Raw genomic sequence first — 17,902 nt, 5'->3', positions numbered from 1 at the left:
GCTCCGATCAGACTGACTTTGGTTCGACGAGCATCCGGCCCTTCATCTCCATGTGCATGGCGTGGCAGAACCAGGAGCAATAGTACCAGTAGACACCCGGCTTGTCGGCCGTGAACGTCACTGACGAGGTGGCCATCGGCCCGATCTCCATGTTGATGCCGTAGTTGACGATGCAGAAGCCGTGCGTCAGGTCTTCGACCGCATCGATATTGGTGATGAAGACGGTCACTTCGTCCCCTTGCTTGACCTGGAACTGCTCGAGGCCATAGGCCGGCGCGGTCGACGTCATATAGACCCGCACCTTGTTGCCGTCCTGGATCACCTTGGAATCCGCCTCGAGATTGATCCCGTCCGCCTTGGCCTGCTTGACGGCGTCCGCGAACATCGGATCCGCGCGGTCCCAGATCGAGATCGGGTTGATCTTGGAGCGGTGGACGATGGTCGCGTCATGCGGCTCGGCGAAGCTCGGGCCGTCATGCACCAGCTTCATCTGATCGCCCGAGATGTCGATCAGCTGATCGTTCTCAGGCTTGAGCGGTCCGACGTTCAGGAAACGGTCCTTCGAGAACTTGTTCAGCGAGATGAGCCATTTTCCATCGGCCTCCTTGGTCTGTCCCATCGAGGTATGGTTGTGGCCGGGCTGATAGTGCACGTCGAGCTTCTGGATGATGGGATTGACCTTCTCACCCTTGAAGGCCCGCTTGGCGAGGTCGATGTTCCACTTGCAGACCTGGCTATCGAGGAACAGGGTCGTGTAGGCGTTGCCCTTGCCGTCATAGGCGGTGTGCAGCGGCCCGAGGCCGAGCTCCGGCTCCGCGACGACGACGTCGCGCGGCTTGATCTTGTCGTCGAACAGTTGGTCGAACAGGCGCACATCCATCACGGTCACGGTGGGCGAGAGCTTCCCGGCTGCGACGATGTGGATGCCGTCCGGGGCCGTGTTCATGCCGTGCGGATTGTTCGAGACCGGAACATAGCGGGTGTAGGCCGACCCCTTGCGGCCGTCGATCACGGGCACGCCGTTCATTTCCTTGAAGTCGCCCTTCTTTACTGCCTCCTCGATCCGCTTGAGGTTGAAGATGACGACCCAGTCCTGCTCGCTGGCGGTCATCTCCGCCAGCGTGACGCCTTCCTCGCCGTTGTAGCAGGTCGAGAAAGCGTATTTGCCCTGATAGTCCGCGTCGACATTGTCGAGGTTGCCGCTGACAATCACCTGCCAGGCCACCTTCATCGTGTCGCCGTCGATCGCACTGAGCATCGAGCGATATTGTTTGGGATCGTCAAGCACCTTACCGTCGTTGGGCAGGGGCACCCCGTCTTCGCCGTTGGCGAACACATAACCGGTGCGCGGATATTTCTGCAGTCGCAGGCCGTGGACCGTATGCTGGTTCGGCAGTTCGATGATCTTGTCGCATTTCATGACATCGAGCCGCACCCGCGCCACGCGGCTGTTGGCCTTGTCATTCATGAAGGCATAGCGACCGTCATAGGTGCCGTCCGTGAACGAGATGTGCGGGTGATGGAGGTCGCCGTTCAGGTAGGTGCCGCCGCGGTTCTTGAGGAATTCGCGGGTGGCAGGCTGCATTCCTTCCGTCAGAACCTTGATGCTTTCATTGGTCTGGCCCCAGCCGGTCGCGCTGCAGCGGTTGAAGACGGGAACCCGCATCAACTCGCGCATCGAAGGGAGGCCGATGATCCGCATCTCGCCGGACTGGCCGCTTGAGAAAAACACGTAGTATTCGTCGAGCTCACCGGGCGCCACTTCGGTCTTCTGCACCGCCGGTCGCGCCGCCGGCACCTTTGGTGCTGCTGTCTTCGTCTGAGCATCGGCGGACGAGATGAATCCGCCGCCGTCCTTCATCGCCACTCCGGCGGCCAGGCCCACGCCCGCTGCGGCCGCCGTCGTTCCCAGCACAGCTCGTCGGCTGACGCCCTTGGTTTCGTTCTCGCTCATGATTGCCTCCTCGGCTTCCGGTTTCAGTTTGGGGGTAAAGAGATGGGGGCTGATGCGCCGACAGGTTTGCCGCCGGCGGTGATGACGGTCGCCGGACCCTTGCCGCCTGAGCGCATCGAGGGCGAGGACATGGCCGCGAACTTCTCGCGCTTGAGCCGCACCTGAATCATGTGCGGACAGCGGTGATCGTCGTAATAGAGTTCCTGGCAGTGCATGCAGTAGATGCACTCATTGACGTTGATGTGCCCCTCGGGATGGATCGACTGAACCGGACATTCCTTGGCGCAGCGTTGGCAGGGTGATCCGCATTCTTCCCAGCGGCGGAGCCATTCGAACGTCCGCATGCGGCCGGGAATCGCGAGCGCCGCGCCGAGCGGACAGAGGTAGCGGCAGAAGAAGCGCTCGATGAAGAGGCCGATGACGAGCAGGGCGACTGCATAGGCCACGAACGGCCAGCCCCGCGAAAACTTCAGGATGATTGCCGTCTTGAACGGTTCGACCTCGGCAAATCGCTCGGCCATGTCGACGGAATAGAGCGACAGGCCGAACAGTCCGAGGAAGATGATGTACTTGATCGGCCACAACCGTTCATGCAGTCCCCACGGCACCGTTATCTGCGGCACCTTCAGCCATTTCGCGGCCGTGTTGGTGAGCTCCTGCAGCGCGCCGAAGGGACACAGCCAGCCGCAGAACGGGCCTCGGCCCCAGAACAGAAGCCCACCGGCCGTCGCGGCCCACAGGATGAAGATCAGCGGAGCGGCGAGGAAATATTCCCAACGGAAGCCGGTCACCAGCGCATTGGAAAAGGTGACGACATTGACGACGGAGAGCTGGGCGTTTGCGTACCAGCCGAGCCAGACCAGAACGAAGGCGAGATAGCCTCGCCGAACCCAGGTGTACAACGCCGGGCGGCGCACAAGCAGATTCTGGAAGAAGAAAATGCCGGTGAGAGCGGCCAGCATGAACGCCGTGATGCCGATCGAGACCGTGCTCGATCGCCAGATTCGCACCCAGAGCGGCTCATCCGCCTCCGGGGACGGGGCGGCGGCGGCAGAAGCAGCCTGCGAGGCAGGAGGCGCCGCATTCTCCGCCACCGTCACCGCACGCTGCTCGCGGCGTAGATAACCGTCGGGCAGGGTGTAGGCGACATCAAAGTTCAGGAACGCCTTGTCGCGGCCGCCGAGGCTGCGTTGCACCAGCAGTTGAAGCTGCCACGGCTGCGTCGGATCCAGGGTGAACTCGGGAGGGGTGACGAACAGGCCGATTTCCCTGAACTCGGGCGCGCCGACCGCGTCCAGTGCTCCGAGGCGGGTATGGTTGCGATCGCGGAAGCGGGTGCTGTTGCCTTCCTGTAGGATCTCGATGCGATCGAAGATGCCGCCGCGCACGTAGGCCGAACCCTTGAAAGAGTAGGGACCGTTGCCGGCGACGACAATCGCCTGCTGCCCGGGCTTCAGGCTGTCCTTCAGCCGTCGATAGCCATCGTCGCCGAGCAGGCTGCGGCCGATCGTGGGCGCAGTTACGAGCGCCACATAGAGGTCGATGAAGGTGTCGCTGGCGTCACCTGGTTCGGGGTACTGGGCCGCCGCCGCGCTACCGGACTTCGCAAAGGCTTCGTTGACATCGCCAATGCCGAGATGAAGCCGGCGGATCGAGCCGTCGCCGATGAGGCTCTCCCAGTCACGGACTTCGCTGTGTTGGAGATCGAGCGTCTTGATGACCGGGGGCAGGGCTGCCGAAGCCGCGGCGCCGTCGCCGCCACCGACCCGGCCGCTCCGGATCAGCTTGGACGCCGCACGTACGATACTGTCACCCATCACCAGCACGGTAACGGTCGCGCCGCTCACGATGTCGACCTGTGGCGGCCTCTCGGCGCCACTTGCGACCGGCTTCATGTCCTTGCCGATCAGGGAGTTCATGGCGGCAACGATTCGGGCTTCCGGAATGCCGACCAGCACGATCGGTTCCTTGTGATCGACGAGTCTGACTCCTGTGATGACGCCTTTCGGGTCGATCCCAGCCAGCAGGTGAATCGGTTTGCCCGAGTAGCCGACGGAATTCGCGAGATCGGAGTTGAGGAAGACAAATCCCTGGAGCTGATCGCCACGGTAGACCGGCACGATAGGCGGATCGCCTTGAGACGGGCCAAAACGATCCGCACCCGGGAAGAAGTCGGCGGGCGCGACCTTCGGCAGGTATGTCTGCAGATCACCGGCAGCGCGTGCGGGCGCAATGTACGTCAGGCACATCAGCAGCAAGCCTGCCAGCGCTCGCGCTGCACGCCTTGCAAAGACGACGTCGTCGTTCGGCCGCTTCGACATGTCGATTCAAATGCGATCTGCGCGACCAAGGCGGCCGCGCGTGCCTCGAGAATCTTCTTCGATGATTTGTCGCCGCTGACGTGCCAAGCTCATCGCGAGCAACCGCATCTGTCAACCCTGCGGAAATATTTGTATTCGCGCGGAACCGGATCAGAAGTCTGCATTTGGAGCCATCGCCATGCCGTTTCTACGCACTTCATTGCTGAGCGCTGAGCCTCGCGGTGTACTGAAGTCTCTCGATGAGCTCTTTGCGCTGGCGCACGCAATGGAGCAGGAGGCAGCCAATAGGTATGATGCTCTTGCCGAAGATATGCGCAGGCAGGGCAAGGACGATCTTGCTGACGTGTTCGCGCGACTCGCTGCCGCCGAGCGCGAGCACGTCGACAGCGTCACACAGTGGTCGCAAATGCGGCGCGGCAAGAGCCCGGATCCCGCTCTGGTGCGCTGGGAAGCGCCGGAAGCCCTCGATCCGGAAGTTGCCGCCGAGGTGAAAACATCCCGTTTGATGACGCCGTACCGCGCGCTCGCCATGGCGGTCCGCAACGAGGAACGCGCCTTCGCCTTCTGGTCCTATCTGGCAGCATACTCGCTCGATCCAGAGGTCAAGAAGGCGTCCGAGGCAATGGCCAAGGAGGAACTCGGCCATGTCGCCACGCTGCGAAAGGAGAGGCGCCGCGCGTATCATCGTCAACACGAACAGGATAGCGCCGAGGCATCCGCCGCTCCTCATCCGCCGATCGATGCGCGAAGGCTCGAGCTTCGCCTGGTTGCGCAACTTGGTGAGCTCGAACAACGCTTGAGCGGCCCAGCCGCCGTCCGGGCACGAGACATTCGCCAGCAGGCAAGCAAGATGGCGGGCGCCACCGCCGGCTTCGGCACCTTTCCGGCCTCCATGGAACGAGAGGACCCGCTGGAGATCGCGGAAGCTCTCGTCGATGTCTACCTCGACGGCGCCGAGCGTGCGAGCGATGCGGTAAGCGTCGAAAGCCTGCAGCAACTTGCTGAGCAAGCGATCTCGAGGTTGGCCTGGCTGCGTTCGCTCTTGGCGGACTAGCCCTCGCCGATGCAGTGCCGAGTCGCACAGCAAACCCCGCCACGTCGGAGGCTGCAGTCCTGCGTTGCAGGAGGCGGTACGAATTCACTGTGCGCGAGATCTGGCCAACAGTGTGCTCCTAATGGAAGTCTGGAGTCCACTCGCTCGAAAAGATCAATGTTTTCAATGCAATCGATGAAATCTGAAACGAGTCGGATTCAGCGGCTCAACGATGTGCGCCGACGCAGGCTTCCATGCCGATCAGGCAAGGCGGCATATTGGCGAGCCGCGCCTCCATCTGGCCACGCGACCACTTTTGCCCCGGGCGCCCCGGAATGACATCGAGAGAATCATCCGTCAGCATCGGAACAATAGCTTGATGCTGCGCATCGCCCCGACATGACTGTTGAGGGCGCCCGTACCTCGCCTTTGAACTTCCCCGAACTTCCCCGACCGCTCGCGTCACTACTAGTCATAGCCGTGGTGGGAACTGAGGCTCCCTCCAGTGCTCGGCTTTGCGCAGGACACGCCAGCAACGGGAGAAATGGCCATGGGACGCGCGCCGCAGCCACTGCCGCAATACACGCCGCCGGGCCCGGTGGAACAGATGCCGAATATGGCGACGCAACCGCAGTGCTCGCCACTTGCCAAGGTTCACAGCGCCGCCGTCTTTCCCTACTTGGCCAATGAAGTTGCGACGTCCCGCACCGAGGTCGGCCATCTCGGTGTGGACGTCAGTCTGGTCCCGCCGGCCGGCATCTGCCAATATCTCATCATCTGGGATTTCGGCGTCGACTGGCGGCATCTCAAGAACATTGCCAAGCGCGATCCGCTGTTGGCAGCGCAGCTCATCCGCTTCGAGACCGACAAGTCGTTGCAGTTTCAGATCGTCGGATACAGCGACAGCGCCGGGGGCGAACGCAACAACATCTTCCTGCGCACGGGCCGGGCCAGGAACGTCTTTCACCTGTTCGGCCCAAGCGCCCGCTCGCGCGTCTTCTCCGTCAAGCCCGCTTCACACTACGAGTATCTGAAGGACAACACGACCGTGATGAACAGGGCCGCCAATCGCGCCGTGGTCGTCGAAATCTTCGCCGGCGGCGGGACGATCTAGCCACTTCCCACAGGACGGAGGCTCTCATTTCCGCGCGCGAATCTCCCGTTGACGGACCGAACGAGGACAGGAGAACTAGAAATGGCCGCCTTTCAAGAGGTTTTCCACCGCTCCGGCATCGATGAGCGGCGTAGCCCGCCGGGCATGGTGGTGCCGTTCGGGGGCTCCAACATCGTGGCGCTGATCGACCCCGGCAGAAAGCTCAAAGTCGATCCTAACCCCCATGCCCTCGGGATCAAGGAGATCGATAGCGCCGATACCCTTAGACGCGTAATGCAAGCCAGAGACACCTTCTCCGAACCCGATATCGATCCGCAGCTCAGGGCGGCGTCACTTCCTGCCACCTTCAACGGCGATGCACGGTTCTTCGAAATCAATGGCCGGATCAAGCCGATTGGTTTTCCCGGCCTGGAGGTGGTGGCTCGGTCTGCTGGCCGGAAGATCGAAGCCAGGCTCCATGTGGCCGTGCTGCCAGAAATCAAGATCAAGGTGGCGTTCCGCAACGTCATGGTTACGGGGATCGGCGGCGCTCCGGCGTTTCACGCCAAGAAGCCCTGCAACGAGCAAGATGAATTGCTGACGATGAACAGTATCTGGAGGCCGCAGGCCAACATCCGTTTCGAGCGGGTGCCAAGCGACTGGCTGGTCATCGACGACTCGCAGGCTGCCGTCAAACAGGAGCTCGCCAATGCCACTGGCATGAAGGATGCGAGCCTGGCGGCCTTTCCCGATGTGATCGAGGTCGAGAAACTGAAGAGCTTCTTCGTCAAATACAAAGTTCAGGGCGCCCATCTGACCATTTTCTGCGTCGACAAGCTTTTGTCCAACGGCTCCTATCCCAATGGATCGTTTGCTCGATCGTTAGACCTTGCCTTCATCAGCTCACAACGCGGGCCTAACACGTCTGCCCATGAAGCTGGGCATTTTCTCGGCTACTACTCGAAGAGCGCGAGCAAACCTTGGGACAGCCAAGGCCACACGTTGGAGACCGATCCGAGAACCGGAAAAGAAAACAGGGCGGAAGACATCAAGATGCTGATGCGCGGGGGAGGCGCCGGGTGGAAAATTCCGTTCAATCTCGTCAAGGAGTTCCGCGACTTCCCCGGCTAACACTCCGAAGATCACATGGAAGCTGGCACTCCAGGCGTTGAATTTCGCCTTTGGGTCAGAAGTGCAAAGAGCTCAAACTGGGCAAACTGTCGCCCGCCATAGCTCGATGACGGACGCTCGCTAGCCGAGGCGCCGGTTCGTCGAAGAGGCCAAAAGGCGACATGCTGCGGTTTGCTCGGCAGGGTTCCTCTCGCGACACAGGCGATACCGAATGGCTTCGCTGCGACATCGCGATGAAGCCAACGCCGCGTACGCTCATTCCGCTCAAAACCACGGAGTGTCTTATGGCTTCGCCTTCACCAACGTCGACGGCGTCGATAGCACCTTCAAGTAGCCGACGCGAAATCTGAGGGCGACGATGAACCGCCAAAACGTCCAGAGCGACCGATCAATACGCGTATCTTTCAATCTGAGTTCTACCCGTTTCGCAGTCGGTCTCTCCGTTGGGAGATAAACAACATGGCATCACCCGGGAAAATCCAGGAGTACGGATCGCAGGCATCGGATACGATTGCGGCGAAGTTATTCAACTTTGACGTCGGCAAGTTCGCCATAAAGCCGGAACATTCCAATTGGCTGAATAGTGTCGTCGCTCCGAAATTAAGGGACGGAGGAAGCCTTACAATCATAGGACTTGCAAGTCGTACCGGCAGCGACGATTTCAACATGCTATTGTCGCACAATAGGCTGCGGGCCGTAGTTGATTTGCTTCGCAAGCAAGTGCCCAACAATTTCAAAGTTGCGTTCGAGGTGGCGAAAGGGGAACGCGCGGCCATGTATGCAGGTGAAATGGATGGGGTGGAAAACGAGACCTGGCGTGGTGTCATCATCTCAGTTTGGAATAAACCAAACCCACCGCCGCCACCGCCGCTACCGCCGCCTCAAACGAGACCTCAGTACTATCCGGCGGAACGCAAATTCTTCAAGCGTTGGCTTGGCTTCGGCGTTAAGTCTGGCGGGCAGTTGTTAATCGGCGGCGTCGAGAGCACGACCGCGTACGTCGTGAACCTGGGAGATTTGGAGACCTTTGATCTCCAGATTGTTAGCAGTCGGTGGGGACTGGGTCTTGGAGGCAGCGGAGGGGCCGTTGCTGTCATCGGCTTTGGGTTCAGGGTTCCATATGAGTTGGACCATGAATCCTTGAATGACTGGGGCGTCAACGTCGCATTTACCGAAAAGCTGATCTCGAAATCGGCACTACAATCCATCCATCACAGCAAGTACTTCATCGATGGCTTGAAAAACGGTAAATACGTGGCGCCCACGCTAAATGCGCGAAACGCCTTTACGGCTGTTGGAATAATTCAGAACGTGAGAAATGCACTTCACACGCTGTACGGAGGACTCGAGGCAGCCAAGGGCTCGGGCGTCATTGTGCTTGACTTGCCGCTTTTGGGTGTAGGACTTGAATTGTCCGCTTTCGTGACGCGAGGAAAGATGTACGTCTCGAATCCTTCCCATTGGACTGGACCGAGTTGAAAGCTCGGGCAGCATGCGATGCTGTCTGATGTCGTAGTTTGGTCAGAGGCGGGAAAGGTACGGTAGAAAGGGAAGTCGTCGCAATCGCTGCCGTGCCCTTTGAACCTCATTGGCCCCGATGAGACCCATCGGAAAGCGCGGAGATCACTGGACGGAGCGGATCATGGTGATCAACCTGAAACCCATCAACGTGATCGGCTTCTCCATCGCGGAATCCGTTGGCCTGAAGGGTTCGAACCAGCCGGACGATATCTTCGTGATCAAGACGCTGTTGAACGGCATCGCGCCCCAGGACGGCGGGGCCGATGGAACGCTCGATATCAACGATCTGACCAACACGCCGGAAGCCATGGAGTCGGTGATCGACGCGATTCTCGTGTTTCAGAATGCCCAAACCGGTCTGCTGCACGACGGTCGCGTCGACCCTGAAAAGAATACGATCAAGCGCATGCGTCTGATGTTCAACCGTCGCAAGGGCGGCGGGCTCGACGTGAACGTGACGATTACGCCGGACGGTCCGATATTCGGACCATGCGATGCGCGCGGCTTCAGTGCCGCAAGGCTCAGGCTGGTCGGCGGCGAATGGTCGGCATTCGACGGCCTTGCGCCGGTTCGCCAGATGGTTCCAATAGGCAAGACGCGGAAGCTGAAGTTGAAAGGGACAAACGGCGCCGCGGTGGGATTTGCCCTCGAGAGTCCTAAGGTGGAAATCCTCGAACGAACGAGCGACACCGTCACGGTAATCGGACGTTTGGAGGGTGATGCCGACTTGAGCGTCATCGTCGAAGGCCAGAGGGGTCCGATCCCGGTTCGCCTCCAGGTGCGCAAGGCGTCATCGATTCCGATCGACGTGGTTCATCTCGGTCGGGCGACGCTCGCCAACGGCCTCATGATCGCTACACAGCGCGCCGTTGCCAGCGTCGTCAGTCGGATCTACGACAATCAGGCAAACCTGACGTTCACATCTGGCACAAGCCGAATCGTCGATGCCGTGACCACCGAAGGCCGGGCAGTGCCGATCGATCCGAACAAGAAACTCAGCATCCGCTCCGGCTTCGGCCCACTGAGCACGGCACAGGAGTTCCGATTTGACGATCTTAAGTCGCTCGTCACTAATCGTGCGGCGATCACCATGTTCATTTCAACACAGATCATCGATGACGAAGACTCGAACGTTGCCGGGCGCGGCGATCCCGGCAATCGGATGCTATGGTTCAATCCCGCAACGCCGGGAAGCGTGAACACCAATATTGTGCCCGCGCATGAGATCGGGCATGCCCTGGGTCTGGGCCACATCACGACAAAGAACAACACAGGATTCCTGATGAACCCGACCGTACAGTTGAACAACATAATTATCCCATGCGAAACACTGGTCCAGCTCCCGTCGTGACGACCCACGCCTAGCTTTGATGCAGTAATCGGTCTGAGCTGCGCCGACGGCCGCAAACCGGTTCGAAAACATCGCCGAACGGGGCGCTACTATTAGGGACGGGGAGAGCAGTCGAATGCTCGCCGTCCACGGTGGTGATCTGGCGCCGTCGTTGAGTTGGATCGCTATCGCATCATGCGACCAACAAGCCCAGCTTGCCAACCATCGCAAGCGAGCGTTCGACGCTCTCTCGGGTTGACAGCAACAGCGGCTCGGCGGGATTTCCGTCCTTGTCCTTTTGTTCGATCCGGATGGTCGACCCGAATGCTTCGGTCATTTCGGCCGTGATCTGGTCGATGGTACGAGCGCCATCGAGCAGTTGCAGGAAATGCCGCGTCCGGTCGTCCTCCAGCTGTACCGTTTGGTGGAGCAGGTTGGTGACCTGCGGACCTGTCTGCGACTGCTTGCGGGCCAGCAAGCTCGCCTGCGGGTGGTCGGTAACTTCCTTCAAGAGGAAGGGCGGCGAGACCAGGAAGGAGACCTCGCCACTGCAGGCCAGGATGTACATCGCATCCGTCAGTACCCGTTCGTCATCATCGGCTCGGCGGCCGTCCAGCAGCGCGCGCGCACCATCCAGCAGCTCACTGAATGACAGCGCCCGCGGCCAGGCCCCGCCGAGGCACAAATGCGCGGCCTTCAGAATCGGATTGGTCACCGTAATCCTGCTGCCGTCGTGGTTCTCGAACTCCATCGGGGATTCGTCGGTCAGGCAGGCCTCGGGATCGAGCGGGCTGATCGTGCTCAGGAGGTGGTATCGCCTGACGAAATCCACATCGATCTGCCGGTTGAGGGAAACGTCGTCGTGGCAGAACAGGGTACGACGGAAGCCGTTGCCGTCGACAAAGTCCTGATACTGGTCGCGCGCCATGAACTCGCTCTCCGGGAAGCGCTGCAGCGTGGCGCGGACCTCCTCGGAATAGCCGGCGAGATAGCGGCGCGCGAAATGGGCATCGCCGAGATACTGCAGGCCGTGGCCGGCGGCATCCTCGGCGACCTCGTGCAGCAGGAAGGCGGTTGCGCCGTCGTCGAGGTCGTCGTGAAACAGCAATTCGTCCGGAGCCTTGAGGACACGATTGTACTGGTCCCGCATGATCGCGCCGTGCACCGTGTTGGCCTTGGAGCCCTCGCTCAGGAACTTCAGGATCGCGCGGGCCTGTCCGACCTTCTCCTTCATGCCGGTGAGGCGGCGGGTGTGATACCGCATCATGTCGCGGACCATGTCGCGAAGATGCGAGAACGGGTGCGCATTGTAGCTGACATAGCAGATCCCGCGCGGCGCCAGATTCTGCTTGAAGATCGCCATCATCTTCTCGCGCACCTGCGGCGGTACCCAGGAGTAAACGCCGTGCGCAATGATGTAGTCGAACTTCCCGAAGCTTGTGTCGACATTCATGATGTCGCAGTGCAGAAGCTTGATGTTGCTCAGACCCAAGGTCGCGATATTCTGCCGGCCGCGCTCGATCGTCACGCCGCTCAGGTCGACGCCGACGAATTCACTGTCCGGATATTGAAAGGCCATCGGCAACAGGTTGCCGCCAACGCCGCAGCCGAGCTCCAGCACCCGACAATGCTCGACCGGAGCAGGCTGCATGCCGTAAACGGTGGCGATCGTTGCGAGATGATTGGGGTGGGTGAGCCCGTAGACGTGGCCAGGGTAGTAGACCTCGTCATACGGTGTAGGGCCGGTAGCGGGATGGCGATGCTCCGACTGAATGTTCATCGTGCTCAGCTCCACGAATATGCGAACTTGTCGTCGGCGATCGAGACGCGTGTCTGCCTGATCTCTTCCTTGGCAAGCGATTTGCTGAGGAATTCGCGCGACAGCTCCGGCAGCAGGGTATTGGTGATGATGTTGTCGATCATGCGTCCGCCGGAATCCGGATCGTTGCAGCGTGACACGATGTGCTCCACGACTGCATCGTCGTAGCTGAAGGCCGCGTTGTGATTGTCGCGCAGTCGCCGTCCGATGCGATCGAGCTGCAGCCGGGCGATGCCGGCGAGCATCTCGTCCGAGAGCGGGAAGTAGGGGATCGAGACGATGCGCCCGAGCAGCGCGGCAGGAAATACCTTGAGCAATTCCGGCCTCAGCATCTTGGCGAGTTCTTCCGGCTCATTGCGATACTTCGGATCGCGCGAAAGCCCCATGATCAGATCGGTGCCGACGTTGGTGGTCAGAATGATCAAGGTGTTCTTGAAGTCGATCCGTCGCCCGTTGCCGTCCTCCATGACCCCTTTATCGAACACCTGGAAGAAGATCTCGTGGACGTCGGGATGGGCCTTCTCCACTTCGTCGAGCAGGATGACACTGTAGGGCTTGCGCCGGACAGCCTCCGTGAGGCGACCGCCTTCGCCATACCCGACATAGCCGGGAGGCGCTCCCTTGAGGGTCGAGACGGTATGCGCCTCCTGGAACTCCGACATGTTGATCGTAATCATGTTCTGCTCGCCGCCGTACAGGGTTTCGGCGAGCGCCAGGGCGGTTTCGGTTTTACCAACCCCGGACGGTCCGGCCAGCATGAACACGCCGATCGGTTTCGACGGGTTGTCCAGCTTGGCACGGCTGGTCTCAACTCGCTTGGCGATCATCGTCAAGCCATGGGACTGGCCGACGACGCGGCGGTTGAGGATCTCCGGCAGCTTCAGCACGGTTTCGATCTCGTCCCGCATCATCCGGCCGACCGGGATGCCGGTCCAGTCGGACACCACGGACGCCACCGACTGCTGGTCCACATGGGCGTAGACCATCCGTTTTTCCGGATTGATGCCCTCCAGCGTCTCGAACTTGCCGCGCAGCTCCGCGCGCTTGGCGGCCGGATCCTGATCTTCCTTGGGTTCGGACAGGATGTCACGAATGCTGCGGATGTCCTTGACCAGCTCCTGCTCCTTGGCCCAGTCGGCCTCGAGATTCGTCAACTTGTCCTTCAGTGTTGCGATATCGCTGTCGATCGCGGCAACGCGCTCGCTGTCCTCGATGCCGAGGTCGCTGTCGTTGACCAGCGCCGATTTCTCGGCTTCGCGAGCGGTGATCGCGACGCGCGTATCCTCGATCAAGGCCGGTGTCGCGCTCTGGCTGATCGCCACGCGGGCCGAAGCGGTGTCGAGCAGGCTGACGGCCTTGTCCGGTAGCTGTCTAGAGGGAATGTAGCGATGCGAGAGGTTGACGGCTGCAACGATTGCAGCATCGGAGATGCGAACACCGTGGTGCTTTTCCATCGGGCCGAGAAGGCCCCGTAGCATCACGCAGCAGGTCTCGACGTCAGGCTCATCGATCTGGATCGGCTGGAAGCGCCGTGTGAGCGCGGGATCCTTCTCGATGTACTGACGATACTCCGCCCACGTGGTGGCGGCGATCGTGCGCAGCGTGCCACGGGCGAGGGGAGGCTTCAGGAGGTTGGCCGCATCGCCGGTGCCGGCTGCGCCGCCGGCGCCGATCAGCGTGTGGGCTTCATCGATGAACAGGATGATGGGGGTCGGTGAACTCTGCACCTCATCGATCACCGAGCGCAGCCGCTGCTCGAATTCGCCCTTCATCGAGGCGCCGGCCTGCATCAGGCCGATGTCGAGCGCGCAGAGCCTGACACCGCGTAGCGGTGGCGGCACGTCGCCGGCGGCAATTCGCTGGGCGAATCCCTCCACCACGGCCGTCTTGCCGACGCCGGCCTCGCCAGTGAGGATCGGATTGTTTTGCCGCCGCCGCATCAGAACGTCGATCAGCTGGCGGATCTCTTCGTCACGACCCAGGATCGGGTCCATCTCGCCCGACTTGGCCTTGGCTGTGAGATCCTGCGAGAACCGGTCGAGCGGCGTCGTCCCCTTGGGACTCGCCTGATCCGCGCCCTCCGCGCCGGCGCCGACCAGCCCCGAGCCGTCCATCGGACGCATGGACTCCTCGTCGGAGCCGGCCCAGACGGCGCGGCGCTCCGCGGCCAATGCGTCGACGTTCACCTTTGCAAATTCCTGGGAGAGGTTGTTCAGCGTGCGACGGATGTCATTCGACTTGAGCCCGGCCACCAGCAGATGGCCGGTGCGGATCTGGGTTTCGCCGAAGAAGAGCGTGGCGTAGTGCCAGCCGCGATCGAGAAGATCGATGACCGGATTGGCGACGCCCGGCATATCGGTTTCGTTCTTGCGGAAGCCGTTGATGACGCCAGCAAGGTCCGACAGCAACCGTGACCGGTCGAGCTTGTAATGGTCGACCGAGAGGCTGAGGTCGGTGCGGTCCTGCTGCAGGATATGAAAGAGCCAGTGCGCAAGCTCGACGTTGCGGTTGCCGGCGCTCTTGGCGTGGCGGAGAGCCTGTATGAAGGCGTCATAGCCAGCCCGGTTCAATTTGCCGGTTACCGCTTCAAGGCTGATGTCGGTCACGGCGGCCCCTCCTGCTCAATTGCTCCGCGGATGCTTCGTACCTGGCGGAATTGCCTCGAATCCCATGATGTTAGGACGACAGGGGCGGCCGATAGGTTCAAATCGCCGCGGCATCCGCTGCGCTGCTCCGACGGGCTCTCAAGCGCTCGCCAAGCTGAAAGCGGGCATCGCGGCGATATTCTTCCGTGGACGTCCAGTTCGGCGAGACCCAGGTGGTCCATCCAAGTCGTCCGCTCTGGCCGAGTCTGACCGGGGCGACCTCTCCCGCTGGAATGGCGAGTTCAACCTCCCACTCCAGTTCGTCGCCGATATAAAAGAAGACGGCGTCCGCCAGCGGCTCCGACAAGTTGCGGCTTTCGGTCGGCAAGAACTGCTCGTATTGAGCAAAATTCTTGACGAAGACCCGAACCCTGATCTTGTCCTCGACGCTGAACACCCGTGAGCCGAGAAGAGCGTCTCGACCGAGGCTGGCATGTGCCTGCCCGATCCGGCTGCAGTGATCTGGGTCGAACGCGAGCCAGGTGCCGACAAACTCGTCGATCTCGACTTCGACATCGAACAGCCCCTGCAGGAACCGCGTCAGTCGTGACGCGCACTTCGCCCTGGGGGCGAGAAGCCCGGCGAAGCCGAGCTTCGCCATGTCCGGTACGGTGTCCCGATTGGCGAAGACGTCGGAGCCTAGGCCCGCGAAGGAGCCGACATAAGCGATGAAGCGATCCTCTGCCGGCCGATCGTGCTGCGCGATCGGCCGCGCATCGGCCCAGGCGCGAAAGAACAGCTGCAGGAAGCGCCCGTTAAACAGGTCGAGAAATCGCGGGAAAGCGTCATCCCGCATCAGCCACCAGCTGAGACTTTCATCGGTGGTGGCAAGCGGCAGCGCGCCCTGCGGCCCGAGCAGACCCAGAAACTTGACGAGTATCCTGAGCCGGCCGTCCTGGTCGTCGACCGCAGCAAGATTGGAGGCGGGGAACTCCAGATAAGGGACTTGACCGAGGTCGACATACTCCTCGCGGCGCGCGGCGCTGTCACCGATCCGCGGTCGATCCCGGTTGGCTCGCTCCAGCTGGCGCAGCGTATTGAAGAAATCGAACCGCCAGGGTTCGGACTTCATCTGGTCGATCAGCGTCACAACGGTCTCCGCGTGCCCATGCGCGGTTGCCACCGCATGATCTCGCCGCGCTCCGGTGTGGAGATGACTGTCTGGGTAAACGTGTTGAAACCCGAATAGTCGGCGAAGAATCGCTCCAGTACGGCTCCGAGCAAGAACACGCCGCTCCCCTCGAAAGCCTTCTCGTCGAGTGTGACGGTGATCTCCAGCCCGCGCGCTGCGCCGCTGCCCGTGCGCTCTCGCACCCGCCGCACCACCGGCCGGCTTTCGATCGTGCGCACGCCGCGGATCTTACGTTCCGTGGCGTCGTCGTACTGGTCGGCGAACAAAGACAGCATTTCGCGCAGCGCTCCGGCGTTCTTGCCGCCACCACGCTCGACAAGGCCAAGGTAGTTCAGACTCAGCATGTTGATCAGCCGCCAACTGACAACTCCGCTATTGGCGATCTCGCTGCGGCTGCGCAACTGAGCCACCACCGGCTCCCGTGGACGTGTGGGACCGGCGACGCACACCAGATCGAGGGATGTATCATCCAGCAGGCGGAAGTCGGCGCCGCCGTGGCCAACCGGCAGGTGCTCCGTGAGGTGCCGATTGGAGCACAGCGCCCGGACGCTGAGTTCGGCAACGGGGTTTTCTCCGCTCAGCTCACCGGGCTCGAGCAGTGACAGGAACATGTCGGTCCCGGTGTAGTCGGACGATGAGCCATACGTCTTCTCCTCCACCGTGCGGCGTCGAGGCAGGCGGCGGACGGTGAAATAGAGATTCTCGACCGATCCGCTGGTCGGGTCGACGACAGCCGAATACAGCGGGCGCACCAGCCGCTTGTCCTTCTCCGCCGGAAGGTGCGCGTAGACTTCGATCACTTGGTGCGGTTCGTATTCGAGATAGCGACTACGATCGGGCACCACGTGGTATTCGTGGGTATTCGACTTGACGGGGATGCGATCGCTCGTCTTCTCGAACAGATTGATCGCCGGCGCAGTATAGAGCTTGAAGGTGTCGGGACGCACCGCGGCGGCAAGCCGCGAATTGTGTTCATCGAAAGCGAAGACGATGTCGATCGACTTGCTGCGCAGCCGCGGCATCACGCTGCGAAGCCCGGTCAGGTTGACCCCAAGGAACTTGCGTGGAAATACGAAATACTCCCGCAACAGCTCCGAGCCTCGGAAGATCCGATTATCGTTGGGAAACAGCGACTCGTTCTCATCGAAGCCGATCTGTTGAACGCAGTCGAGCGGCGCACGCGTCACCACGGGATCGCCGAAGTCGTCGAGATGGCGGAAGTAGACACCCCTGCAATTCGAGATCAATTGCTCGTAAAGCGCGATGGAATCCGACTCCGCGCCGGAGAGGTAGATCGGGAGATCGCTCACGCGGCAGCCTGCAAACCAGGTTTCCGGTTTGGTCCGGGCCTCGGTGTCGGGCGGCTCCTCATCGAGCCGGGCAGCGGTACGGTGGGTCAGCGACAGTCTCAGTCCCGCGATGACATCGCCGCCGACCGGTATCCCGAGTGCCTGCAGTGCGCCGGCTGTCGAAAAGTACTCGGCGCCGCTGAGGTCGAACGGCCAGAGCACGATATCGCGGCAAAGTCGAAATCGGCAGGCGAGGCTTCGTTCTCTCTCGCGGTACGTGGCGTCGAAATACGCGCCGCGCGCGATCTTCTTGCCGTCGCGCAGCGCCGGATCGGCATAGGGTGGACGCGCCGCGACCAGCATGGCCGACGGAGTCGGGGCAAGATAGTTCGGAACCAGCTGTTCGAGCAGGTTTGCGGTGAATTCCGGAAATTCGTGCTTGAGCTTCAGCTGGACGCGGGCGGCGAGAAACGCGGCCCCCTCCAGCAGGCCGGTGATCATCGGATCCGAGCGATCCCGGATCAGGCCGCCGAGGCGTTCCGCGATTCCGGGGAATTCTTCGGCGAAGTCTCCCGCCTGCTCGTACAGCAGTGACAGTTCACGATTGTAGAAGTCCAGGAATTCGCGGTTCATG

General features: G+C 61.3%; 11 protein-coding genes. 5 read left to right on the top strand and 6 right to left on the bottom strand.

Annotated features, from left to right (window positions below; translation table 11 throughout):
- Nucleotides 1–7: 7 nt before the first annotated feature.
- A complete protein-coding gene (gene nosZ, locus ABIA42_RS14005) occupies nucleotides 8–1,954 on the bottom strand; it encodes a TAT-dependent nitrous-oxide reductase (protein WP_271528368.1) in 1,947 nt (648 codons plus the stop codon).
- A 23-nt stretch (nucleotides 1,955–1,977) separates the two neighbouring features.
- The gene (locus tag ABIA42_RS14000; protein WP_370123473.1) at nucleotides 1,978–4,203 is read right to left on the bottom strand and encodes a 4Fe-4S binding protein; all 2,226 of its coding nucleotides are present in this window, start codon (nucleotides 4,201–4,203) and stop codon (nucleotides 1,978–1,980) included.
- A gap of 250 nt (nucleotides 4,204–4,453) precedes the next feature.
- Here ABIA42_RS14000 and ABIA42_RS13995 point away from each other — a divergent pair, with 250 nt between their 5' ends.
- The 5 genes from ABIA42_RS13995 (at nucleotide 4,454) to ABIA42_RS13975 (ending at nucleotide 10,404) form a co-directional block, all read left to right on the top strand.
- Nucleotides 4,454–5,329: a ferritin family protein gene (locus tag ABIA42_RS13995; RefSeq protein WP_370112948.1), complete on the top strand. Its 876-nt coding sequence runs from the start codon at nucleotides 4,454–4,456 to the stop codon at nucleotides 5,327–5,329.
- 484 nt (nucleotides 5,330–5,813) lie between these two features.
- Nucleotides 5,814–6,422, top strand: coding sequence for a hypothetical protein (locus ABIA42_RS13990; RefSeq protein WP_370112949.1), 609 nt, complete (start codon nucleotides 5,814–5,816; stop codon nucleotides 6,420–6,422).
- A gap of 81 nt (nucleotides 6,423–6,503) precedes the next feature.
- Nucleotides 6,504–7,532: a hypothetical protein gene (locus ABIA42_RS13985; RefSeq protein WP_370112950.1), complete on the top strand. Its 1,029-nt coding sequence runs from the start codon at nucleotides 6,504–6,506 to the stop codon at nucleotides 7,530–7,532.
- A 459-nt stretch (nucleotides 7,533–7,991) separates the two neighbouring features.
- Complete coding sequence (locus tag ABIA42_RS13980) at nucleotides 7,992–9,011, top strand: hypothetical protein (RefSeq protein WP_370112952.1); 1,020 nt, start codon at nucleotides 7,992–7,994, stop codon at nucleotides 9,009–9,011.
- A 163-nt stretch (nucleotides 9,012–9,174) separates the two neighbouring features.
- Nucleotides 9,175–10,404, top strand: coding sequence for a matrixin family metalloprotease (locus ABIA42_RS13975; RefSeq protein WP_271528361.1), 1,230 nt, complete (start codon nucleotides 9,175–9,177; stop codon nucleotides 10,402–10,404).
- A gap of 172 nt (nucleotides 10,405–10,576) precedes the next feature.
- On the opposite strand, the gene ABIA42_RS13970 is transcribed toward ABIA42_RS13975, so the two are convergent.
- The 4 genes from ABIA42_RS13970 to tssF form a co-directional block, all read right to left on the bottom strand.
- Nucleotides 10,577–12,163 (bottom strand): methyltransferase regulatory domain-containing protein, encoded by a 1,587-nt coding sequence (locus ABIA42_RS13970; RefSeq protein WP_370112954.1) that lies wholly within the window; start codon nucleotides 12,161–12,163, stop codon nucleotides 10,577–10,579.
- Nucleotides 12,164–12,168: 5 nt separating this feature from the next.
- Complete coding sequence (gene tssH / locus ABIA42_RS13965; protein WP_271528359.1) at nucleotides 12,169–14,808, bottom strand: type VI secretion system ATPase TssH; 2,640 nt, start codon at nucleotides 14,806–14,808, stop codon at nucleotides 12,169–12,171.
- Between the two features lie 97 nt (nucleotides 14,809–14,905).
- Nucleotides 14,906–15,970: a type VI secretion system baseplate subunit TssG gene (gene tssG, locus ABIA42_RS13960; RefSeq protein ID WP_271528358.1), complete on the bottom strand. Its 1,065-nt coding sequence runs from the start codon at nucleotides 15,968–15,970 to the stop codon at nucleotides 14,906–14,908.
- Nucleotides 15,934–17,901, bottom strand: a complete 1,968-nt coding sequence (tssF, locus tag ABIA42_RS13955) for a type VI secretion system baseplate subunit TssF (RefSeq protein ID WP_370112957.1) — start codon at nucleotides 17,899–17,901, stop codon at nucleotides 15,934–15,936. Before tssF ends, tssG begins: the two co-directional genes overlap by 37 nt.
- Between the last annotated feature and the right edge of the window lies 1 nt (nucleotide 17,902).

Origin of the sequence: Bradyrhizobium sp. USDA 327 (assembly GCF_041262065.1) — a bacterium.
Classification (GTDB): domain Bacteria; phylum Pseudomonadota; class Alphaproteobacteria; order Rhizobiales; family Xanthobacteraceae; genus Bradyrhizobium; species Bradyrhizobium liaoningense.
Note: the sequence above shows the minus strand (reverse complement) of the source record. Positions and strands in the feature narration are given on the sequence as shown.